At 47.4% G+C, this 23,309-nt stretch carries 22 protein-coding genes; 2 read left to right on the forward strand and 20 right to left on the reverse strand.

Translation table 11 applies throughout. The features are described from left to right. Window positions 1-67 precede the first annotated feature (67 nt). From C805_RS22770 to C805_RS22825, 12 genes are all read right to left on the reverse strand, one after another. Window positions 68-1,465: a DUF6382 domain-containing protein gene (locus tag C805_RS22770; RefSeq protein ID WP_016216395.1), complete on the reverse strand. Its 1,398-nt coding sequence runs from the start codon at window positions 1,463-1,465 to the stop codon at window positions 68-70. A 17-nt stretch (window positions 1,466-1,482) separates the two neighbouring features. Then, on the reverse strand, window positions 1,483-1,677 hold the full coding sequence (locus C805_RS22775; RefSeq protein WP_016216396.1) for a TadE/TadG family type IV pilus assembly protein: 195 nt from the start codon (window positions 1,675-1,677) through the stop codon (window positions 1,483-1,485). Next, window positions 1,674-2,096 (reverse strand): prepilin peptidase, encoded by a 423-nt coding sequence (locus C805_RS22780; RefSeq protein ID WP_016216397.1) that lies wholly within the window; start codon window positions 2,094-2,096, stop codon window positions 1,674-1,676. Before C805_RS22780 ends, C805_RS22775 begins: the two co-directional genes overlap by 4 nt. A gap of 1 nt (window position 2,097) precedes the next feature. Next, a complete protein-coding gene (locus C805_RS22785) occupies window positions 2,098-3,003 on the reverse strand; it encodes a TadE/TadG family type IV pilus assembly protein (RefSeq protein ID WP_016216398.1) in 906 nt (301 codons plus the stop codon). 67 nt (window positions 3,004-3,070) lie between these two features. Continuing rightward, window positions 3,071-4,582: a DUF5702 domain-containing protein gene (locus C805_RS22790; protein WP_016216399.1), complete on the reverse strand. Its 1,512-nt coding sequence runs from the start codon at window positions 4,580-4,582 to the stop codon at window positions 3,071-3,073. Beyond that, window positions 4,566-4,769, reverse strand: a complete 204-nt coding sequence (locus C805_RS22795; RefSeq protein ID WP_016216400.1) for a Flp1 family type IVb pilin — start codon at window positions 4,767-4,769, stop codon at window positions 4,566-4,568. Before C805_RS22795 ends, C805_RS22790 begins: the two co-directional genes overlap by 17 nt. A gap of 44 nt (window positions 4,770-4,813) precedes the next feature. Further along, on the reverse strand, window positions 4,814-6,088 hold the full coding sequence (locus C805_RS22800) for a type II secretion system F family protein (protein WP_016216401.1): 1,275 nt from the start codon (window positions 6,086-6,088) through the stop codon (window positions 4,814-4,816). 11 nt (window positions 6,089-6,099) lie between these two features. Beyond that, a complete protein-coding gene (locus C805_RS22805) occupies window positions 6,100-6,840 on the reverse strand; it encodes a type II secretion system F family protein (protein WP_016216402.1) in 741 nt (246 codons plus the stop codon). Then, window positions 6,827-8,002: a TadA family conjugal transfer-associated ATPase gene (locus tag C805_RS22810; RefSeq protein ID WP_051135869.1), complete on the reverse strand. Its 1,176-nt coding sequence runs from the start codon at window positions 8,000-8,002 to the stop codon at window positions 6,827-6,829. The genes C805_RS22805 and C805_RS22810 overlap by 14 nt, the downstream gene beginning before the upstream one ends. A 40-nt stretch (window positions 8,003-8,042) precedes the next feature. Next, on the reverse strand, window positions 8,043-9,107 hold the full coding sequence (locus C805_RS22815) for a P-loop NTPase family protein (protein WP_016216404.1): 1,065 nt from the start codon (window positions 9,105-9,107) through the stop codon (window positions 8,043-8,045). Next, complete coding sequence (locus C805_RS22820; RefSeq protein ID WP_016216405.1) at window positions 9,104-9,589, reverse strand: A24 family peptidase; 486 nt, start codon at window positions 9,587-9,589, stop codon at window positions 9,104-9,106. Before C805_RS22820 ends, C805_RS22815 begins: the two co-directional genes overlap by 4 nt. A gap of 147 nt (window positions 9,590-9,736) precedes the next feature. Further along, complete coding sequence (locus C805_RS22825) at window positions 9,737-10,009, reverse strand: pro-sigmaK processing inhibitor BofA family protein (RefSeq protein ID WP_016216406.1); 273 nt, start codon at window positions 10,007-10,009, stop codon at window positions 9,737-9,739. Window positions 10,010-10,177: 168 nt separating this feature from the next. On the opposite strand from C805_RS22825, the gene C805_RS22830 reads away from it, so the two are divergent. Beyond that, window positions 10,178-10,432 carry a YaaL family protein gene (locus tag C805_RS22830; RefSeq protein WP_016216407.1) on the forward strand — a complete coding sequence of 85 codons (255 nt, stop codon included), beginning with the start codon at window positions 10,178-10,180 and terminating at the stop codon, window positions 10,430-10,432. Here C805_RS22830 and C805_RS22835 read toward each other — a convergent pair. Genes C805_RS22835 through C805_RS22845 form a run of 3 tightly spaced genes read right to left on the reverse strand, consistent with a single transcriptional unit; the run spans window position 10,396 to window position 15,472 of the window. Continuing rightward, window positions 10,396-10,872, reverse strand: a complete 477-nt coding sequence (locus C805_RS22835; RefSeq protein WP_016216408.1) for a flagellar export chaperone FliS — start codon at window positions 10,870-10,872, stop codon at window positions 10,396-10,398. The genes C805_RS22830 and C805_RS22835 overlap by 37 nt on opposite strands. A 12-nt stretch (window positions 10,873-10,884) precedes the next feature. After that, on the reverse strand, window positions 10,885-12,351 hold the full coding sequence (locus tag C805_RS22840) for a flagellin N-terminal helical domain-containing protein (protein WP_016216409.1): 1,467 nt from the start codon (window positions 12,349-12,351) through the stop codon (window positions 10,885-10,887). A 19-nt stretch (window positions 12,352-12,370) separates the two neighbouring features. After that, window positions 12,371-15,472, reverse strand: coding sequence for a DUF6240 domain-containing protein (locus tag C805_RS22845; protein WP_016216410.1), 3,102 nt, complete (start codon window positions 15,470-15,472; stop codon window positions 12,371-12,373). A gap of 174 nt (window positions 15,473-15,646) precedes the next feature. On the opposite strand from C805_RS22845, the gene C805_RS22850 reads away from it, so the two are divergent. Then, entirely contained in the window at window positions 15,647-15,817 is a 171-nt protein-coding gene (locus tag C805_RS22850; protein ID WP_016216411.1) for a DUF362 domain-containing protein, read from the forward strand. Window positions 15,818-16,037: 220 nt separating this feature from the next. On the opposite strand, the gene C805_RS22855 is transcribed toward C805_RS22850, so the two are convergent. The 5 genes from C805_RS22855 to C805_RS22875 form a co-directional block, all read right to left on the reverse strand. Next, on the reverse strand, window positions 16,038-16,760 hold the full coding sequence (locus C805_RS22855) for a MerR family transcriptional regulator (RefSeq protein WP_016216412.1): 723 nt from the start codon (window positions 16,758-16,760) through the stop codon (window positions 16,038-16,040). A 211-nt stretch (window positions 16,761-16,971) separates the two neighbouring features. Further along, window positions 16,972-18,303: a replicative DNA helicase gene (gene dnaB, locus C805_RS22860; RefSeq protein WP_016216413.1), complete on the reverse strand. Its 1,332-nt coding sequence runs from the start codon at window positions 18,301-18,303 to the stop codon at window positions 16,972-16,974. Window positions 18,304-18,363: 60 nt separating this feature from the next. Continuing rightward, on the reverse strand, window positions 18,364-18,813 hold the full coding sequence (rplI, locus tag C805_RS22865) for a 50S ribosomal protein L9 (RefSeq protein ID WP_016216414.1): 450 nt from the start codon (window positions 18,811-18,813) through the stop codon (window positions 18,364-18,366). After that, window positions 18,810-20,861: a DHH family phosphoesterase gene (locus C805_RS22870; protein ID WP_016216415.1), complete on the reverse strand. Its 2,052-nt coding sequence runs from the start codon at window positions 20,859-20,861 to the stop codon at window positions 18,810-18,812. Before C805_RS22870 ends, rplI begins: the two co-directional genes overlap by 4 nt. 254 nt (window positions 20,862-21,115) lie before the next feature. Further along, a complete protein-coding gene (locus C805_RS22875; protein ID WP_016216416.1) occupies window positions 21,116-23,266 on the reverse strand; it encodes a hypothetical protein in 2,151 nt (716 codons plus the stop codon). Window positions 23,267-23,309: the final 43 nt, after the last annotated feature.

Raw genomic sequence — 23,309 nt, forward strand, 5'->3', positions numbered from 1 at the left:
TCAATATCCTTAGTATATAAATTTTTGGGGGCAAAGTCAACTACGGGCTTGCCTGCATATCCCGAATTCAGAAAAACAGATATTCTTCCAGCCCAAAACGAACACGGTCATTTCTGCACAGTTCCTTCTTCTGATGATACTCCAGAGGGATTTCATTCAGATATGTACCATTGGTGGAATTCAGATCTTCAAGATAATACCGCATTTCCTGCCGGCTGATTCTGGCATGGAGCCGGCTGACTCCCTGGGCTTCAATAATTCCCTGAGCCTGCCGTCTGTTCTTTCCAATCAGAAACTCATCCCCGGTAATGAAAATATCCTGGCACCCGTGTATGCCCTGATACATCAGTTTTCCCACAGGTTCCCCTCCGCGGACCGCCAGGATTTCCGTGGGATGAACCGGTGTATATTCCTCTGCCTTTTCCTTTTTCATGCCCCATTCCCCTGTCTTTCCTTCTCCCGTCTCTGCAGGATAAGCAGAAGTCTCAGATAAACAGAACCCTTTCCTCTTTGGGGCAGAAGTTTCATCGAAAGACGAATGGGACGTTTCTTCCTTCCTGCTTCGGATACCTGCATTCCGAAACCATTTTTTCCCACCCCCTTTACTACGGAATTTCTTCCTTTTATCTGCCTTTTTCTCCTGTCCGGAAATTTTATGTTTAAGATGAATCGGTTCCTTTTTCAGCAGTTTTTCCAGTTGTTCCGACAGCTGACTGAACAGGGCTATGCTGCTCAGACCACTGATCATTCTGTCAGCTGCCTGCTCCCACAGCTTTCTTTTTTCCTTCACAGTTTCTTCTGCTTCTTCCTCCGAAAAATACTCTGCCGCAGGCTTATCCCGTTTTTCCAGACCAGGTTCTTCTTTCTTTTTGTCTGTCATTACAGCTTCCAGTATTTTATGTATACTGGTATTTTCCACCAGGCACATCTGGTACACCTGATACGCAAGCTCCCTGGCCTCCTGGTCCTGATGATCTGTTTTTCTGAGCACACCTTCCATATAGCGTTCAAATGATTCCGTCAGGCTTTCCTGCCAGAAAGGCAGGTAGGTGAAATACAGGCTGCCGTCCTCAAGATTCACATAAATGTATTCTTCCCGCAGGCAGACTCCTTCTTCCCGCAGCAGATAATCCGGCAGCACTCTGCACAATTCCCCGATGGAGAACAGCAGCTGCCAGAGTATTTCATATCCCATCCTTTTCCCGGACAGATAATCTTCTATCTGCTGTTTTCCGCTGATATCATAAAGATAATACGTTTCTCCTTCCACAACACTGGTTTCCACCTTCAGCAAATGAGGCACCTGTCTGCCCTCCAGCACTTTTACTTCATGCCTTTCAACCGTCCCCTGTTCCCTGATATACATATGACTTCTGCGGAGATTTCTTCTGTAAGTTACTGTCAGACCTGCTTCATGTATACCCGGCCTCTTTTCTGTTCCCCTTTCTTCTCTGTTCTCCTCCATACTCTCATTCCTCACTCTTATATTTCCTCCAGTAATTTTAACACGCGAAACCGTTCTGCCGGGTCAGATTCTTCCCACATTTCCTGCTTTTTCCCAGTCTCAGTGACCTCTCTGTACAGTTCCAGCCCCTGATTCAGAATCAGCAGAATACAAAACAGAACAATCGGAAGAATCAGCGCAGCTTCCACCGTCAGACTGCCTCTGACCTTCATATCTGCCACCTGACTATCATGACCACATAAGAAGCCAGAAGAAAGGGAATAAAAGGGATTGTTTCCTTTCCTTTCTTTTTGCCGGTGGCCAGAAGAAACAGCGCCCAACAGGCGGCCAGCAAAAGCCCTGTGAGAAACAGTTCCAGATTGCCAGGACTGCCCAGATAGATTCCTGTTACTGTCAGCAGAATCCCATCTCCCACTCCGACACTGCCATGGCTGAACCGGCTTACCATTATCATCACTGCTCCCGGAACCATTCCCCACAGCATACTGTAAACAGAACATGCAGGTGCAAACAGGTGCATCCAGACACCGATAATCCCAAATATCAGAATGTAAATCAATGTAACTTTCTTCTGTCTGATATCTTCCCAGGTACATAAACTTAACAACCCCAGCAATACATATTTCTGCATTTTATTTTCCTCCACATCTTGTACAGGGCCTTTTTCCCCCTGTCTGTTCTTTTGGTATCATATACACTGTTCTCTTTAATCCGCTGCAGTTTATATTCAGATGGTAAGACTCTCCTTCACGGGTAACATAAACCACAGCCCCCGTTTTTTTTCCTTTTGCACAGTGCCCACAGGCTCCGCAGGTTTTCCACTGGGATTTCAGCCCGTCAGAGGACACCGCTTTTACAGACAGCTTCAGATGGGTACATGCCCGGCTTACATGATAAACCTGTTCTTTGGGGGTCACATACACCCATTCCTGCTCCTGATTTCCGGAATTGACCGCCCGCTCCCCAATCCATCTGCGCATTCTGCACACATCCTGGAGCTTTATCCTCTTTCTGCCAAAAAATCTCAGCGGAAAAGACACCGAATACCCCACCTGCGCATCAATCATCGTTTCATCCACATAGGTATTTTTCCAGGAAAATCCGCCGATTTCCCGTTCAATATGGGACAGGGGGCAGTTCTGCACTGCCAGTTCCCTGTAAAATGCAGCCTTTGTCAGATTTTCTGCCTGCTGCCTGGAAATCCCATCTATAAGGGACACTTCTGCCACTGCTTTGTCCAGAGAGTTTTCCACAATATACTGAATCTGCATGATTCGAAAAATAAACAGTATCATAACCGCAGCAAACAGAAAAACAGGGAGTGCCAGCGCTGCCTCTACCGTCAGACTGCCTGAAACAGAGGAATGAAAAAGTGCCCCTGGCCAAAAGCGGGAATAACATTCCGAATGTGCTCCGCAAATTATTCCATAACATTTTTCGTTTTTTATTTGCTGCCTGAGAGAGAATTTTTCGTTTTCCTTTCCTGTTATCCAGGGCACTTTTTCATCCCTCCTTTCAGGATGTCTCTTTCTGCCCATATCGCTACTCCCTCCGAAACACCTCTTACTGCCAATATCATCCTTCTTTCCGTAACGCCTCTTACTGTTAATAGGAACTTCTGCAGCTGACATCAAAATGATACATCCCGTCCTTTCCTTTTCCGCCGGTGATAAATCCCAGGAACAGGGGATTTGCCCCGTAGGTTCCCTCTGCTTCCGCCTTCTGCAGCAGATGATCCATGCGAAACCCTTCTCTTCCCGGCAGAAGTCTGATATTATATTCCATAATGTCCATGGCCCGGCCGGTCAGAAGCGATTCCCTGACTGAAAGCAGAAGAATCTGCAGATAATCCCGGTAGGTCAGCCCCCGCTCCTCTGATTCGGCCCCCGTCTGATTTTCCAGTACCTTATATCCGGCTGACACATCACTTTTCCACTCAGATACCTCTTTTATCAGCGGCACCTTTCCTCCTGCCAGGAGACACCGCACATCCAGTATACTTTCCATATAGCTCCAGGCCAGAAGGATTCCTGTCTGCACTGCCTGTATCAGAGGCAAAAGACCGGTAAATCCCACTGCTGCTGTGGCTATTTCAAGAGCCAGCGCCTGTTTCCCGCTGTCTTTTAGAATAGTGGCAAAATTCCCCGCCTCCCGCAGCAATAACAGTTCTCTGACCACCTGCTCCAGATTTTCCCGATCACTCCCTTTTCCGCCGATACAGTATTCCAGCTCATATTCCAGTGCGTGGGTATTGCCACCCTTCTCTCCGGCTCCGTTCTGACAGGAAAAATAGTGATAAAGATACCGTATCAGCCACAGCTTTGCCCCTGTGTCTGTCCGGGGCTTTTCCAGATTTCCCTGTTTCTTTTTTCTGTTCTGCAGACATTCTTCCACAGAAACTCCTGCGGCAGATAACCCGGAAGGGTTTTCCACAACAAGTCCCAGTATGGGAGAACTTTTCCACAGCTTCACCAGTTCCATGGGGTTTTCCGGCAGCGGCTGTTTTACGGAAGAAACATTTTCCCCACTGTCTTTCCTTCCCTCATCTTCCATGCTTTCCTCCTGGGATCTTCTGGCGTCCTCTTCTGCAGCCTGCGCTGCCTCCCACGTTTTCTCCAGTTCTTTCCGGCTGTCCGCCAGTTTACCGCCCTCTTCCAGCTTTTTCTTCCAGAGCCCGCTCATATCTGCTGCAAATCCATCTCTGACTGCCCTGGCTGCCTGTTCCTTAAAATATGCCCCCTGATAATCTGTAGCCAGTGCGCAGGCAGTAATGCGAAAATCCTTTAATTCCATCTGATAAAATCCGGCTCCCTTCTGTTCCTGAGCCCCTTCTTTCATCACGATTCCCTCCATTCCTGTCAGCTTAAGCTGACCTTCTTCGGAAGCCCCCTCCAGAAACAGCATGTGATAATTCTGCCACATGGGAAGATTATAAGCGCTGAACAGAGATTCCAGACGAAGCTGCAAATTCCGCCGGGCAATCATCTGAAGATTCTGTACCCTGGCCGCTTCCAGCAGAGAAAACAGTACCGAAAAAATCAGGGTCAGAATCAGGGCCAGAAACAAGGTGATACTTCCCTGACACCTTTTTCCTTTTCCCTCAGATTTTCTTTGCATTTTCTGTTACCTTTTTCAGAATATCTGTCACCAGCTTCTGAATCTGAGTTTTAAATAAAGCAACCAGGCTGATAAGCACCACTACAATAAGAATCACTTCTACTACGCCCATGCCCTCTTCCTCCTGTAAAAAACGTTTCCATTCTCTTTTGAATCCCTTCGATAATTTTGCTGTAAATTCTTTCATACCTTATCTCCTTTTTAAATATTCATTAATTTTATAACCTTCCGTCAGATTTGCAGAGTCAGACCTGCAGGAACCACCAGAAGAACCAGCACAAGAATCAGCATAATCCCCATGGGCAGAAGCAGTCTGGTACCTGCTTCCTCTCCTGCTTTCCTGGCTCTGGCTTTTCTCTGTTCATAAGCCTCCCTCTCTTCCTCCTCCAGCAGACGCTGCATACCTTTTGCACCCTTTCGGATGTTCTGTACAATCAGAGAAGACAATTTGCGGTAAACATCCGGTCCGCACCGTTCCCCGAAATTTTCAAAAGCCTGCAGTTCTCCTGTCCCGGCCTGTATTTCATGAAGAACTGTCAGCATCTCTTCATAGGCCTCCCGCCGTTTTCCGCCTTTCTTTTCCCTGCCGGCCTGATAACTCAGGGCAATCCTCTCCCAGGCTGATATCATACTCATACCTGCACCGGATAATAGAGAAAGTTTGCTGACAATTTCCGGATAATCCTGAAGCATCTGCTGATGACGGGCCAGGATTTGGCGTTTCTGTTTCTCTTTTTCTGCCAGAATAACTCCCACCGCTCCCGCTGCACCCAGAATCAGGCCTCCTGTGCTCCTGGTTTCTGTCTGTTCTTTCCAGATAATCTTTTTCCCCTCCAGTTTCTGCGGAAGTTCCAGATATTCAGCATCTGTCTTCTGGTTTTCTGCAGACAAAGCCTCTTTAAGATACTTCACAAACCGTTCTTCAACAGACTGCTCCGGCGGTTCTGCCTGCACAGAAAACTGATACAGACATTTCTCTCCCTGACAGGCCAGTTCTACGGTAAGTTCTGCCAGAACCGGAGCGTCTACTTCTCCGGTGAGATTTCCTTCCGGGTCAAATACCTCATAATCGGAAAAAGTATACTCTGCTTCCACAGCCCCATCCTGAAGGGTTTTTGGCAGGTACAGAGATTTGCTCACATGGTCCACAGAAGGATTTTCTCCTGAAATAACCTGATCCAGTTCCTGTTTTGCACGCTCCAGATATTCCTGTTTCTCCTTCCGGGTCAGTTTCTTTTCCTCTGCCTGAACATGGAGAGGATATTCCTCCAGTACCCCTTCCACATCCACCAGATATTCCCTTTCTTCCACTCCCTGCCCCGGCAGATTTCTTGCTATTTTCTGCTGATTCCCGGTGCTTTTATCCATTTGCCAGAGCACCGCTGCCAGAAAAAACCCTGCTGTCAGAATCAGACATGCCTCGTACCATTTCCTGTTCTTTGAACTCTTTTTTATGTACCAGGCAGCTCCGCCGCTGCAGACAGCACCCACAATATATCCATACATGTCCCTCTCTCCTATACCTGAATCTTTACCATTTTCTCTGCCATTTTGCAGGTGCAGCCATAAACTCCAAGGGCAACGGTCATAATCCCCGCTCCCACTGGATTTCCGTAAAGAGGCTCCAGAAATTCCGGAGAACTGATCCCCACATACAGCAGAATCCCAAAAGGCACCAGATTCATAATATTCATCTCCAGCCGCTTCGCGGCCATTACCGTTTCAATTTCCCGCGTCACCTCTGCCTTTTCCCTGATTTTATCTGCTGTATTCCGGAAGATCCTCATAAAATCCCCGCCGCTTCGCCGGGCAAAAACGAACACCTGAACAAAACTGTTTATTTCTTCCAGACCGCTTCTTTCTGCCAGATTCTCCACCAGTTCTTCCAGCGGCACATTCAGATTAACCTGATGGGTTATCCAGATCAGTTCCTGTGTCATAACAGCCTGAGTCCCATACAGCTTTTCAAATTCCTCCCTGGCATGTACAAATCCATGTTCCATGGAAGCGCCTGCCTTCAATGCTGCCGATATCATCTGAAGCATATCCTTAAACTGAAACAGCATCTCACTTTTCCGCTTTTCCAGCCGGCGGGTACGGACGCTGGTTTCTACCGGACGATACAAAAGCACGCCCCCTGCCATTACATAAACATTTCGATAAAACAGCCAGGATATGGCTCCCGCCATTGTGACGGTGATACCTATACACAGCAGCTTTTCTTTCCAGTTCAGCACATAATATCTATAATCCTGCACCTGTCCCCTCCATTCCTGCACGATAGAGCTTACCCTGGTGGATCAGCTCTCCCTTTTTCTGCCAGCTTCCGGTAATTTTCCCGTTCTTTTCTCCCATTTCCACAAATTCATACAGGGGATTCAGTATGATATTTCCCTGTTCCACCCCGGCAACTTCCACGATGGACAGAACACGTCTGCTTCTGTCTCTCAGCCGGCCCAGGTGTACCAGTATATCCACTCCGGCTGCAATCTGGGCGCGGATGGCCGTCAAAGGCAGTTCCATGCCCATGAGCACCATGGTTTCCATACGGCTGATCATATCCTGACAGCTGTTGGCATGGCCCGTACTCAGAGAACCGTCGTGACCTGTATTCATGGCCTGAAGCATGTCCAGACATTCCCCGCCCCGGATTTCACCCACGATAATCCGGTTCGGCCGCATACGCAAAGCAGTTCGAATCAGATCCCGTACAGTAATGGCAAGGGTTCCCTCTGCTCCGGCTGTTCTGGTCTCCAGACGTACCAGATTGGCAATTCCCTGAATCTGCAGCTCTGCGGAATCTTCAATTGTAATTACACGCTCTGATTTTGGAATAAATTCAGAAAGGGCATTCAGAAATGTTGTTTTCCCTGACCCGGTTCCCCCGGAAATGAAAATATTGTAACCGGCTTCCACCAGTTTTTTCAGAAATTCGGCACACTCCCTGCTGATAGAACCGCTCTCTGTCATCTGCTCCATCAAAATAGGGTGCTCCGGAAATTTGCGGATGGATATCACCGGGCCTTCCAGTGCCACCGGCGGCAGAACCACATTTACCCTGGAGCCGTCCGCCAGTCTGGTATCTGCTATGGGTTCCGCCTCGTTGACCATTCGGTTATGATTTCCAACCATCTGCTGAATAATATCTTCCAGCTTCTCTCTGGAGGAAAAACATTTGTCCCATGACAGTATCTCCCCCTTTTTTTCATAGAAAATATGATCTGCTCCATTTACCATAATTTCCGTAATATCGTCTTCATTTAACAGCTCCTGCAGTACATCCAGTTTTCGCAGAGAATGAAATACCTGCATCCGCAGCTCTTTCCTCCAGTTCAGCGGTATCACCCGTTCCCTGGCCGCCCGGCAGATTTCCTCATCAATAACTGCCAGCACCTCTTCCTCCTCATGCTCTCTGGTCATATCAAGCTGTTCCAGTACACGTTTTCTGATCTGTTCCACATTATCCCCCCGCCAGCTGTCTGGCACAGTCCCCCAGTTCTCCCCAGATCCACTGCTGCAGCCTCTGTACCCCATGGTATCTCCCTGTTTTGGCAGCAGGCAGCCGGAGAAAAGTAACATGTTCCTCCAGCAGAGGACGATTCTGCCTGGACATCATCTGCCTGAAATGGCAGACTGCTTCCTCCTGCAGTTCCTCCTGTTCCAATGCAATATATACATGGCTGCACTTCTCCAGAATATCAAAAAATCCGGGAATCATCATGCCGAAATCCAGTATCACCACATCATACCCGCTTTTTTCTGCCAGCAGTGTGACAAATTCCACATAATCCTTTCTGTCCGTCTCCCCCAGACAGATTCCATCCTCTGCCGGAGGGATATAATCAAACCCTTCCAGAGAGCAGGCTGCGCTTCTGATACAGTCAGGGATATTCCGCTCCCCGTTCAGGCAAAGATACATGACGTCCAGTAAATCCCGCTGATAATTTTCCTGAAGCCATCTGGCAAACCCGGCGCATTCCTTTAAATTCACATAAAGTACCCTGCCTTTTTGGGTGAAGGCCTGAGCCAGCGTCAGGGCAAAGGGCGTCTGCAGAATGCTGTGTCCAGGCGAGTATATCCCCAGAACTTCTTTCCCGGAACCTGTGATTTCCTGTGTTTCCTGTCCGTATTTCCGGTAATACAGGAAAATCTCTCTGACAATGTCCGGCGCTGCCTGATATTTCTCTATGGCGGGCAGCTTCTTTACTGCTTCCGGCACTTTTGCCTCCTGCTCCGGGTCATGGAGATATATCCACACCGTATCTCCCTGCAGGTTTTCCGGTTCTTCCTCTCCTTCTTCTATCCTTGGTTCTTTTATCTGTTCCAGAATCCGCACATCTTCCCAAAATCCGGTGCCCAGAAGCACAATCTCCGTCTTTTGCTCTTTCCGGAATTCCAGAAACCCTTCCGGTCCGGAAAAACTGCAGCCTCGCAGTCTTTCTCCTTTTTCCAGGGAAATCCATTCCCCCAGCTTTTTTCCATATGCCTGATCCGTATCACAGACGGCAACTGAAATTTTTTTCAATAAGCCACCTCCAAAGCAATGATAAATCCAATCCATATTGCTGCTGAAAAATGAATGATATGCTGTTTTCCCCTGTATTCTGCGGGATATTCTGCCAGTTTTCCCTCTGCAATGCACCGGCGTACATATGTGCCGAACCTGCTCAGCCCGGGAACCAGTTCATGATAATACAGAAGTCTGCAAAGGGACATTCCTGCGCCAGCCAGAAAAGATACTGCCAGGGTTGCCATAAGAATTTTTAAACTCCATATTCCACCTATTACGGAAAACAGTTTGATGTCGCCTGCCCCAAGGGCATGCATAAGAAATAAAAGATAACATAAGATAACCGGTAAAGATACGTTTAAAAGAAAAACGATAATTCCTGTCCATCCGGATTCTGCAATCCGAAAAAACAGTCCTGCTGTCAGGCCGCTTACAATCAGCCGGTTACTGATTCTGCCTGTTCGTATGTCCGTCACCACCGCTGCAGTTGTCAGCAACAGGCTGATGACAATTCTGATTCCTCCAATCTACCACCTCTTTCCCTTCTGTCCGTAAGTATAAAGCGGACGATTTCTTAGGATTATAAACCAGCTTCCGGCTCCTGTAAAGTAGATTGGAGAAACTTTTTTATTTTTGTCAGAATGTTACAATAAACGATAGAAAAAAAGTCCGTAAATCAACGCAAACCCGCTGATACCAAGGGTTCCGACTGTCAAAACCGTTACCGGATTAATGCCCGGCGCCACTGCAATCCCCTGGCTTTTTAAAATTTCATTCACCACGCAGATGCCCAGAGCCCCTGCAAATGCACGAAGCACAAAGGTGGAAATCATCCCTGCTTTCTGCTTCATATTTCCCATCAGCAGTACCACCAGACAAATCAGACCGATAGCTGCAATTCCATAATATTTTTCCATGGCTGTCCCTTTCTCTGAACCAGAATTCTCCTGATATTATTTATATACTTTCTGGAAAAATTTATGACTTTTTTGTATAGAGCCGGAACTTTTTGCTTATACTTTAAGTAAGAAAACGGTATCCTCCGAGTTTTTGGAGAATCGTTACAGAAAAGGAAAGGGACGCATATGTTTCAAATTTCAAAAAAGCGAATCGCTCATACAACTGCTTACTCTTTACTTTTAGATGACCTGGAGCAGGCCAGATATGATCTGGACCTGGCCTACAATAACTTTGAAAACGCCATGGATCCGGACCTGATTGACTGCTGTATTTATCAGGTAAACGCCATGCAGATGCGTTACAAATTCCTGCTGACCAAGGCCAAACAGTACAATGAGGATTCTTACGCAAAGAATCCTCTTGAACTGTCAGAGCCCTGAACGGTCTCTGTCAGACTTCCTTTCTGATATGTCATACCTGCCACAACCTGCTGGGCATGCTGCATCAGGGGTTCTGAAGAATCCTGCTTTGCCGCCTCCACAAAGCTCTCATAGAGTTCCTTCAGAATCCTCTGTGCATCCTGTATATTCTGAGCTGTATTTTTACATACCGCCAGAGCCAGCAGCCTGCTGACAAACTGATAAATGGGATACAGCTCTCCGGCTATGGGATAAGAGAAATCCAGATCATCCATCAGTCTTCTAACCACCTGCCCGGCTTTTCCTGTTGCCTCCCGAAATTCCTCATAAGCTCCTTTTTCCTGTGCTGCCAGGGCATCCTCCAGATGGGAAAAAAGTATGTCATATATAATCACAATCATTTCCCCCCGGTTACAGCAGCTTAACCGGCGGGTAAATTCCTGCTTTTTTTCCTGCGTCATCCGTCAGTCCCCCTATTGCATAAGCTGCAGTACCTGCTGAGGAAGGTCATTGGCCTGTGCCAGTACGGAAGTAGCCGCCTGGGTCAACACATTATATTTGGTGTATTCTGTCATTTCTTCCGCCATATCCAGATCTTCAATACGGGACAAAGCCTGGGTCATATTGAGCTCTGTTCCGTCCAGACTGCTGACCGCATAATCCATACGATTCTGATAAGCTCCAATACTGGAACGAACCTCACTTACTTTGGCAATGGCTTTGTCAAAGCTGGTAATTGCCCGTCCGGCTCCCGTAATGGTGCATACATTTACCTTATCAATATAAAGCGTTCTGGCAGAAACTTCCGGAATACGCACATCCACGGTCTGGTTCTCATTTGCGCCGATCTGAAGCGTCATGGTTCCGATATCGGTAACTTCCAGATTTACCCTTCCATTCGTGTCGGGTGTCACCTCAAATTTCATTTCAAATCCGTTTCTGCTGGTAATGGTCACATAATTTCCGTCGGTGAGTATGGTCCGCTGGCTGTCAAATCCACTGGAAAAAGTTGCCGTATCATCGGGAATCGTAACCTCCACATCTGTTCCCACAGACATGTTATCGCCGGCGGCGATTCCAAGAAATGCTGCAAGATCCGGATTGTCACAGTTAATCTTCATCTCTGTGGAGCTTCCGTATTCGTCTGACAGAAATACCAGATTCCCGCCATTGGCTACCGGTGTGGGTACATATCCTTCATTTTCCGGCGTTCCGGTCTGGTCAGTCATATCTCCCACAACCAGCAGGTTTACCTCCCCAAGTTCCGCAGCTTCCCGCATTTTCTCATATACTTCATCAAAGGTCTGGCCTTCGCTGACCTTCACGTCCACTCCGTTAATGCTTACGGTTCCTTCTTCTGCCGCAGTGATAACAGCGCCTGCCGGAATTTTTCTGGTTCCTGCCACCTGAGCATGGGTGGCATCTGCTCCGATATCAATCACATACTTATTGGGGCTGACCGCATCAGAAATGTCCATTCTGGTAATTCCCCGGTTATCGGGATAAATTCTCTGGTCCAGTGAACCGTCCAGCAGCTTCTTCTTGTTAAATTCCGTATCTTTGGAAATACGGTCAATTTCATCCCGCAGAGAAGAAATTTCCGCCTGAATCGCCTCCAGATCTTCCGGCGTATAAGTTGCATTATTCGCCGCCTGTACGGACAATTCCCGCATTCTCTGAAGCATGGAATGAACCTCTGTCAGCGCACCGTCTGCCGTATCCAGTACGGATATTCCGTCGGAAGCATTCTGAGACGCCTGATTCAGGCCTCTGATCTGGGTTTTCATCTTACTTGAAATTGCCATTCCTGCCGCGTCATCAGAGGCACGGTTAATTTTAAGGCCTGTAGACAGACGCTCCACAGAAGCTGACAGGCTCCTGTCGGACGCTAATAATCTTTTGTTGGCAATGGTTGCTGACATGTTATGATTGATTTTCATTTTACACACCTCTCCTGTTTTACATTTTCTGTCCCATTTGTTTTACTTCTTCCAGAAAAGTCTTTGCAATGCCGTATAACGTCCCTGTCTGTACCTGCCATGCTTCTTCTGACTGTTCTGCCTTTGTCACTCCCTTTTCCTCCGTGGAAAAACGGGAAAGTTCTACCTGTTCGCTGTATATCAGATCCAGTTTCCATGCGCCTTCCCCGCCAGGAATTATCTGCTCCCGCAGCTCCTCCTGCCGGTTCTTTAATTCTTCTATGGTCCGGTGAGAATCCGATACCACATATCCTTTTACGGAATCCTGCTGCACCTGGAATTTCGCAGCCACATTCCCCAGTGCGGGTGATTCAAACATAATATCCACCCGGCCCCGTTCTTCTTTACCACGGACAATCTTTAGCTGTACGTTGGTAAGTTCGTCTGCCACCAGTACCGGAATGGCATAATTTTCTTCTTTGGACATTCTGGCGCCCAGTTCAATCTGCTGCCGCAGGATTTTCATATCCCGGATATCCATGCTGCCCACAGGCTCTGACTCAATCATGGTTTTCATCACATTTTCTGCCAGATCCGCCAGTTTCTCCTGCGCTTTTGCCATCTCTTCCGGCGTTTTCACCGCCTCGGCAAAGTCTTCCAGAATTCCTTCTTTTATTTCCTCAAAATCCACTTCTTTATCCAGATTTTTATAATCGAAAAGGGTTTTGAATATTCCGTTTCGATTGTGTATCATCTGGCCGGCCGCCATGATATTATAGGCTGTCATGGGCATATCATGGCCTTTCAGCAGCTGTAATACCTGGTCTTCTGCCTGTCTGGCACTGGAAAATTCCCGCATCTGTTCCTGATACCAGGCTTCTTCCGCCTCCTGATCCACAGGGGCTTCTCTAAGCTGCCATAACAGTTCTTCCGGAGTCATCTGCTCCATGGATCCGTCTGCCATGGCCTGCTGCATGCCTTCCGGGGTTATCTTTCCAAAAGCCTCCCTGGCACAGTCGGTCTGATAAGCAGCCTCAATCTGCTGAGAAATGCTTAATTCCTGGCTCTCAGCCACATCTGCCTCTCCGAAACTGTCATCCACGGATACATTGATACCGGAATTCCGGTGTGTACGCACAGCCGACAGCAGATTTTTTATACTAAGTTCTGCTCCCTGGTGAACCAGTGCGCCGATGACTGCTCCGTCTGTTTTATCAATCTGATTCAGCAGCCGGTAAATACCGATGTAGCTGTCCCGTTCCTGGGGACTGATTTCCTGCCGCTGGTCTAATTTCCAGAGATATTTGCTGAATTTTTCTTCTCCGGCATCTTCCATCCGGTTTTTGATTTCCTGAGCCTTGCTGTTTAACTGTTCCACGTTCATTTCCAGAGGATTTACCCCTTCACGGATCATTTCCATAACTACCGACGGAGAAAGGTTCTGAAACAGATTCTGGACTTTCTGATCCGCCGCCTTAATGCCGGCAATGGATTCCTCATTGATTTCCATCTGATTATACGCCAGAATACGCACTGCCCTCCGGTTCTGTTCTGTGGTTTCCAGATCAAGATCCTGTAAAATATCATCCACATTCCGGAATGCCTTCCGGATGGAATCCCCCATATCTGCTCTGGGAGCTGTCCGAAGGGTTTCATACGCCTCTCCTGCCCGCTCCAGTTCTGCCTGTCTTGCAGTTCCTGCCTGGTGCATGGTGGTTACGGTATCTTCCCCTGTCCGTATGGTACCCAGTATGTAAGCAGGCGTACCTGCCAGCTCCTGACTTTTTGTTATGGTTTCTGCAAAAACTGCTGTATTTTCTTCTGTGGCCGAAATTCCGTTCTGGGCCAGCAGATTTCTGTAATATTCATCCTCCAGTGACTTCAGGTGAGCCACCAGCTCTTCCAGGGGCTGAGTCTCAATGGAAATTCCCTGTTTCAGCAATGCATAACTGGCCTGAACCGTCATCATCAGCCGTGTTTCTTCCAGCTGTCTCTTTGCAGTCAGAAAGCTGAGTTCCTCTCTGGCATACTCCGGAAGGTTCTGCTGCTGTGCATTCCGTCCGGCCTGAGCATTTTCCTGCTGCGCCCCGTTCTGCTCTGCCTGCAGATTTTCTATCGTAAGCGGCAGTCCTTTTTCCACCACATTCCAGACCTCTGCGTCTGTGGCCTGATTCACTGCCTGCACTGCCTGTTCTGCCCGGTCTCTGTTGCTGTATCCCTCCAGAATCACCGCATCCACAGGCCGGTTTCCTTCTGCAACGGCCTCCACCATGGCGCCCACAAGCAGTTCTGTATCCGGCGGAAGCTGCATATGCTTTAAATCCATGGCATATCTTAAATTTTCTTCGGTCAGGGGAAGCTGATTTTCCAGCATCCACTGGCTGCAGGCCATTGTCTCATCATTTACAGTCAGGCCTGCCTGTGCAATAATTCCTTCCACCTGTGCTTTCAGATGGTCATCCAGAGCTACCGGAGCAGGTTTACTGCCTGCGGCTGCGGTGCTGTGCTGCGCCCTGTATAAATTCTCCACAGTGGGCTCCAGTTCATGCTCCACCATGTATTTCACCACTTCATCACTGCAGCCTGTCAGCCCGGAGGCCTGCTCTATGGCTTCTTCACAGCCGGAAACCGTTTCCTGTGTAGCCGGAAGATCCGCCTGCTTTATCACTGCTTCCAGCTGTCCTGCCAGTTCCGGATTTCCCGCCAGTTTCGCCAGCTGTTCTCCACTCAGTCCGTCTCCGAATGTGGTAATATCAACGCCGGCTTTCGCCAGCTCCATTTTAATCTTGTCAATTTCTGTTACAATGGTCTCCACGTCAGTGCCGTTCACGGAAAATCCGTCTTCGTTCAGCTTCTCACTGTCTTTTCCTGACATGGTATTGGATATGATTTCCATTTGTTTCCGGAAAATCTCTTCCTCCATGATCTGCTGCGCATCCTGCTGTATTTTCTCTGTCTGGGATTCTCCCGGATGATAGGTCACTTTTGCAGTCTGCTGTACCGATGTGATTTTACCTGCCTCATCCACTGCCTGACAGCCCCTGGTCTCCTGGGCTCCCGCTGCCAGGGTTCCTCTGTTTTCCGTTTTACTGTTGGACCTGGTAATTTCCGGCAGATTACTGTTTTCTACGTTTATATTCATATCCACGCCTCATTATTTTAATCTTCTGATTTATGACAATAAGTATTTCGGTTAGAAAACAATGAAACTTTAGTAATTTTTACTTGTAATCAGCGGGCATTTGTATTAAAATAAGGTTCAAAGCTACCGCTATGTAGCTGAGATGTATATTCATTTATAAGGAGGAAAATTATTATGGCATACGTGATTACAGATTCTTGTGTAAGCTGTGGAACATGTGAAGGTGAATGTCCGGTTGGCGCTATCTCCGCTGGCGATGGAAAATATGAAATCGATGCAGATACCTGTATTGATTGCGGAACATGCGCAGGTTGCTGCCCTACAGGCGCTATTGAGCAGGGTTAATTTCTACATAGGAATTCCATGCACTTAAAAATACTCAGGTACTCCTTACAGGGAAGACCTGAGTATTTTTTATTTTACAGAAAAGGCTTTGTCACGCAAAAGCACGAAAGTATCTTTCCTGCAGAATAAAAATATATGCGCTCATGGGAAAAGAAACCCTTTGTTAAAACAGGGGAAACATCTTCCTGTGAAGTGTTTCCCCTGCCGGAGTGTCTCACTGCTATACCGTTGGATTGGGATTCAGATTTTTGTCTTTCTCCAGTAACTTCCGGGAAGCTGTCTCCTTCTCCTTTTTTTCCTTTTTCTCCCGGTGGAATCTTCTGCCTTTCTGGTGGGTACGGATGGCTGCATCCAGCTTGCGGAACCGTTCTTCCTCGGCCTCGTCCTGTTCCCGCATCAGATAGTTCATTTCCTTCAGCACACGGTCTCCTACCTGCACACCCACTTCCTTGCCCAGGGCCTGATTATTCTCTTCCACTGCCTGTTTCACAATGGTAAGCATCATGGACTGGAACTGTTCCAGCTTCACCGTGTTGGAGACGGGATTTTCATGCCTGTCCATCATGGCTCCGGGTACGGTTTCCATGTATTCACGGTTCATCCGGATAACATTATTTGCACCATAATTCTCCGGTCTCTGACCGGAAAGGTTCTCACTGTAATTTTCCGGTTTCTGCTTCAAAGCTGCTGCCGCATAATTTTCCAGTTCCTGTTCCGGATTGCTGCTATGTATCATCATACGAATGGCTTTTAACTGGTATCCCTGTTCTTTCCATTCCTTTATCTTTTGGAACTGCGCTATATTTTCTTCTGTGTAATAGCGGTGTCCCATTTCATTGCGGGGAATCTGGAGTTCCAGTTCTTCTTCCCAGTAACGCAATACATGGGACTCAACATTCACAATGTTTGCCGCGTCCGAAATCATATAGCGTACATTTTCCACATTTTAACCTCCTTTTCCGGGGATACACTGTTTTTCAGATGCCTCAGACCTCTGAAACTGTCAGCCTGTCCCTTTTTACTGATTCTATTTTACCGATTTTTTTCTTCTGTTACAATCTTTTTTCATCGTGAAATAACGACAGCAAAAAACAGATACTTTTCTTTTCAGAAAAATATCTGCCTGTGCTATCAAAATCTGACAGTTTCCATCCCTATCTTTTTTCCATATTTACAAATTTTGTATACTGAGGCAGCCACACCAGGTTCACCGTTCCAATGGGGCCGTTCCTCTGTTTCGCAATGATAATCTCCGCAATATTTTTATCGGGAGTATCTTTATTATAGTAATCATCACGGTAAATAAACATTACCACATCCGCGTCCTGCTCAATGGCCCCGGATTCTCTCAAATCGGAAAGCATGGGTCTGTGGTCCGGCCGCTGCTCCACCTGCCGGCTCAGCTGAGACAATGCGATCACCGGAACATTCAGTTCACGGGCCAGCCCTTTCAGGGAACGGGAAATATCCGATATTTCCTGCTGCCTGGAATCGGTTCTGCCGGAACCTGACATAAGCTGGAGATAGTCAATGATAATCAGCTTCAGATCCTGCTCCAGTTTATATTTTCTGCATTTGGAGCGAAGCTCTGAAATGGAAATGCCGGGGGTATCGTCGATAATCAGCTGGGAGCGTCCAATCACTCCGGCTCCTTCTATCAGCTTCTCCCAGTCGGCATCTGCCAGGTTTCCGGAACGAAGAAGCTGGGCATCCACACGGGATTCCAGGGAAAAAAGACGGTTTACCAGCTGCTCCTTTGACATTTCCAGACTGAATATGGCCGTGCACAGATTACTGTGAAACGCCACATACTGGGCAATATTCAGTACAAATGCGGTTTTTCCCATGGAAGGCCTTGCAGCAATCAGAACCAGATCCGATGGCTGAAGCCCAGACATGCGGTAGTCCAGATCCACAAATCCTGTGGCAATTCCTGTCACGTTTCCCTTTGTTCTGGAGGCCTGTTCGATTTTTTCCAGTGCATTGATAACCACCTGTTTGATGGGAACGTAGTCGCCGCCGCTTTTGTTCTGGAGCAGATCAAATATCTTTTTTTCCGTATCCGCCATAATGTTTTCCAGGCTTTCTCTGCCCAGATAACACTGGCTGGCAATCTCTTCATTTACTTTAATCAGCCTGCGCAGCATGGATTTTTCTTTTACAATACCGGCATAGTATTTTATATTGGCGGAAGTCGGCACGGAAGTTACCAGTTCTCCCACAAATTCCAGGCTGCTCAGTTCTGCCGGCACGTCTTTTTCCCGCAGTCGGTTCTGGAGCGTAATCACATCCACAGGCTGTTCTTCATTGTAAAGTTCCACCATGGTTTCAAACAAAACCCCATACTGCTGATGATAAAAGTCCTCTCGTATCAGCAGTTCTGAGGCCATAACGATGGCATCCCGGTCCATAATCATGGAACCAATCACAGACTGCTCCGCTTCCAGATTATTGGGCATTATCCGCCTGATAAGAGCTTCTTCCATAAAGCCTCCTGTTTCCTGTTCATATCCTGTAAGTCCGGAAAAATTTTCCTCTGTGCAGATTTACTCTTCTGTTACTTTTACCTTCAGGGTTCCTGTTACCTTCGGGTGGAATTTAATGGTCACTTCATGTACCCCCAGCGATTTCAGTCCTCCCTCCGGAAGCTGCATTTTTTTCTTATCCAGCTCCATCTGAAGCTGTTCTTTTGCTGCTGCCGCAATTTCTTTGGTGGAAACAGAACCAAAGGTTTTTCCGCCCTCTCCTGTTTTAAGGCTTACCGTTACTTCCTTATCTGAAATTGCTGCCGCCAGTTCCTTTGCCGCGTCAAGGTTTTCCTGGGCCACTTTTTCTGCATGCTGATTTTTCAGCTTCAAATCATTCAGGTTTTTCCCGGTAGCCTCTACCCCAAGTTTTTTGGGAAGAATCATGTTTCTGGCATAACCGTCGCTGACATTGACAATATCTCCCTTTTTTCCCAGTGATTTCACATCTTCCAGTAAAATTATTTTCATACTTCTATGTCTCCTTCTTCCAGCATTTTGTCCAGTGTTTCCTCTATTTTCCGTTTGGCTGTCTTTACGGTACAGTCTGTCAGCTGGGCGCCTGCCACATTCAGATGGCCGCCGCCGCCCAGCCGTTCCATAATCAGCTGCACGTTAATTTCATCTATGGAACGGGAACTGATATAAATCTTCCCATTATATTCTGTCAGTACAAATGACGCTTTGATTCCCACAATATTCAGAAGTTCATTTGCCGCCTGGGCACCTGCGATTGTGGGACTTTCCACATCAGGATTGGCCGGGCAGATGGAAATGGCAAATGCTTTCCGGTAAACTTCCGCATGGCGGACTGCTTCTGCCCTTGCCTTATAAGCTGCCATATCATCCCGCAGCAGTTTGCGGACTCTGGTTACCTCCGCACCGCACCGGCGCAGATAGGCTGCCGCTTCAAAGGTTCTCACTCCCGTTTTTGTCATAAAATTATTGGTATCAATCAGAATGCCTGCATAAATACTGTCTGCCTCATTGGGCTTCAGGTGAATATTTTCGTTAAAATACTGCAGCACCTCCGCCACCATTTCACAGGTGGACGACGCATAGGTTTCAATATAGGAAAGCACTGCATTGTCAATTACTTCCCGGCTCTGCCTGTGATGGTCAAATACCACAATTGTTCTGGTCCGCGTCAGAAGTTCCGGACATTCGGTGTAATTGGGCCGGTTGGTATCCACTACCACCACCACGCTCCGGTAATTTACAAGCTCCAGAGCTCTCTCACTTCTCACAAACATATCTGCAGGGTAGCCTTTGTCCTCTCCGAAGCACTCCTTCATGGGACGCAGGGATGAGGTCACGTCATCTAACACAATATGGGCCTTTTTCCCCAGAACCTGTGCCGCACAGTAAATACCGATGGCTGCTCCGAACGCATCCATATCGCTGATACTGTGCCCCATAATAAAGACTTCTTCTCTGCTTTCAAAAATTTCCCGCAGTGCATGGGCCTTTACCCTGGCTTTTACACGGGTCATTTTTTCCACCTGTCTGGATTTGCCGCCAAAATAGGAAATCTTTTCCCCTTCTTTCACCACAACCTGGTCGCCGCCCCGGCCCAGAGCCAGATCTATGGCCATACGGGAATATTCGTACTTCTGGTTGTAGCTGTTGCCGCTGACGCCCACACCGATACTCAGGGTCACCGCCATTTCATTTCCTACCTTAATGGTCTTCACATCCTCCAGAATACTGAATTTGTCTTCTGTTAGTTCTTCCAGATATTTTTGCTTGAATGCCACAAAATATTTATCTTTTTCAATTTTTTTGATGATGCTGTCCCGCTCGGAAAAATATTTGCTGACTTTCCGGTCTACCAGCGCCACCAGAAGGGACCTCTTTACTTCTTCAATACTCTCCAGGGCTTCTTCATAATTATCAATATAAATCAGAGCAGATACAAGCTGCTGTTCCCGATTTTCCTGAATGTGCTGATGGAGCTCTGTCTCATCAAAGAGATAGAAAGGTATCAGGAACTGACTGGCCTCCTCCACTTCAATCAGGCTATTCCCGTCTTCCGGGGCATCGAAATACATTTTTCCCACGCTTACCCGATAAATCCGCTCTTTCCATTTTACCTGTATACTGTCGTTATGTTCTTCCCTGTCCAGAAGTTCTCGCGTTATGGACGGGAAAATAGTGGTTATGGACTTGTGGTAATCCTTGTCCTTTTCTGTGATACGGGAAAATGTTTCATTCATCCACAGAATCTTGCTGTTGTAATCCAGCAGCGCATAGGGAATCTCAAACTCGTCCAGCAGCCTTTTCTGTACGGTTCCGTACTGGGTGGCAAAGCTGATGACCTCATTGCGAATCATGGATTTGTTCACCATGTAGATTCCAAGTACCACCAGAAAATATATCACTGCAAATACGGACACGCAAAAACCTGCTTTCCGGTCAATAAAATACAGCGGTATATTCATCAATACAATTAATATGGTCAATACCAGCGGCCAGTACATGTAATTTAACTGACCTCCGGGGTGATTTTTTTTCTTCATCTGATTTCCTGCCTTTTATGATTTAAAATAGAGTTTTCTTCCTGTACAGCAGCTGATGTGCACGGTACAGTATATTTCTATTTACACTCAGGTCTCCTCCTCCCTGGACATTATACCACATCTGCAGGAGTTGTTACAACACTTTTCATTTGCGGTGGGTCAGGGCAGCTTACGCAGCATGCCGAACCTGCGGCGCTTTGGCAATTTACCGAAATAAAAGAGCTGCCCTTTGGCAGCCCTTTCCAATACATTTTTTACCGATTAGCCAGATATTCCTGCAGAATATAATAAGACTTCTTCAGCCTTTCCCGATATGTGGGCATTACCCACTCCTCCCAGAAATAAGACTCCTTTACTCCGTCAATGGCAAATTTAATATCTGAAATATGTTCATAGGTGATTTCATCATTTGCATAGAGATTCGCAATGCGCATCTTGCTGTTTGGCTTTGAAATATTCAGCATCAGCCAGGGAATCCGCACCTCCGTCACGTTCCCTTTTATGCAGAAATCCGCACGGGAGTTGTAATCCGGAGATTTTGGGTCTGCATTTCCATGCCGCAGCTTTCCTGTCTCTGTCTGCTCTGTATCTACCAGAGTTCCGTCTGTTAAAAGCACCGGACGGTTCAGCATAAGGTTAATGGGCACAAAGCGGTTGGTATCCGGCGCAGCATAGCCTTCCTGCACTTTAAGCACCTCGCTGGAAGCATATAAACCGGTGGTATACAGCCAGTAGTTCACATCATAATAAGGATCTACCTGAAGGCGGCTTTCCTCCTCCCCTTTAATATCAAGGGCAAAATCCGCTCCATCGTATTCTCCATTTCCCTGATTGTCAATGGTATCCATGGTAATACGAATATTATCATTATTGCCCCGGATCATCAGATAAACATATGCTTCGTCGCTTCTCACAAACAGTTCCGTGCCTCCGCTTTCCAGAAGAGGCCGCTCGCTGGCCCATTCTCCGTCATCCCCGTCTACGGTGCAGACAGGCGCCTGCCCCGGATCAAAGGAAAGAAGACCGAAAAACTGTTCGCTGGTCTGAACGTCACACCAGTAAGGCCTTGCCTCTCCATCCGTATAATCCATGGTATTCCAGGTTCTCTTAAACCACTCGTCCTGCCAGATAAACACACAGGCCCCGGCACATCCCGTATCTGTAATATCTTTCAGCATGGACACAATGGCATTGCCCTGTTCCACCTCTGTCAGACCTCCCTGATTAAAACCTGCATCACGGGCCAGATGAGTGATTCCGCGGGAAGCCGGCACACCAAACTCGGAAATCACCACCGGCATGGTATGATATGTATTCAGATCAGTGAGATAATGCTTATACGGGTTCTGAGGTTCGTCCGCCAGAAGCTCCGGCGCATACCGCATCATTTCCGGATAATAGGGATATACGTGATAAGAAGTAAACAGTCCTGCCTTAAATTCCGGTTTTGCTTTAATATGCTCAGCATCCACCGGAACCGCATCCTCCATTTCCGGATTCGGCTCACCCGGATGAGAAAGAGGGTCCGTGGTCACCCAGTTTGCAAAGGCTGTGGGATGCTGCATTTTATAATTCTCTGTTTCATAAGCGATGCAGGCTTCCATTCCTGACGCCAGAAATACTTCAAAGGGCGTGGCTGCTTCCGTATAGAGGTATGTTCCGTCAAAAACATTTTTATCCGGATGATTTTCATTTGTATCAATAACAAAATCCGGCTGCCACTCAATCCCCAGAATCCATCCGCACAAATACTGTGACACATCTGCTGTATAAGTACCGCTGGCATTTCCCGGAACCGGGTCAATTACTGCATTTCCATGCACCACGTCCACAATGGTTCTGCACATTTCCACCCAGTCCCTGGCAATTTTCTCATTTTCCCCGTATGCATCACAGATATTGCTGATGTCCTCTTCGTTATTGTACACTCCCTGCATAAAGTAAAGAGGTTTCTCTGCCCCAGCATTGTATTCTGCCAGAGCCTCATAGAATTCCGGCATGAGAATCGTATAGACACGAATCATATCTGCATGCATCTCACTGATTTGCCGGAACCATCTCTTATAATCGTCTTTTGTAATGGCAAATTCCCCTGGAAATGCTCCCGGCTTTCCTGCTCCCACGTTTACACCCACCGGAAAAATATCCTGCCAGGTACCGTCCGCACCGTATATCTGAAATTTTTTCTCATTTGTCTGAAACAGATAGCTTATGCCCTCTTCCGTATACACAGGCAGCACCGGGGTATCCGCTTTCCGGGTTTCTGCTTCCGGCGTCTGATTTTCTTCCTGCAAAGGCTCTGTCTCAACAGGCTCCTGCTGTCTGTCCAACGTACACCCGGAGCACACTCCTGCTGCCATCGCAGCAATCAGAGCCGCAGACAGCCAGTTTTTAAATTTTTTCATTTTCCAATCTGTCCTTTCACCATATCGCTGTTTCGGTACAGAA

Origin of the sequence: Eubacterium sp. 14-2 (genome assembly GCF_000403845.2) — a bacterium.
GTDB lineage: Bacteria > Bacillota > Clostridia > Lachnospirales > Lachnospiraceae > Petralouisia.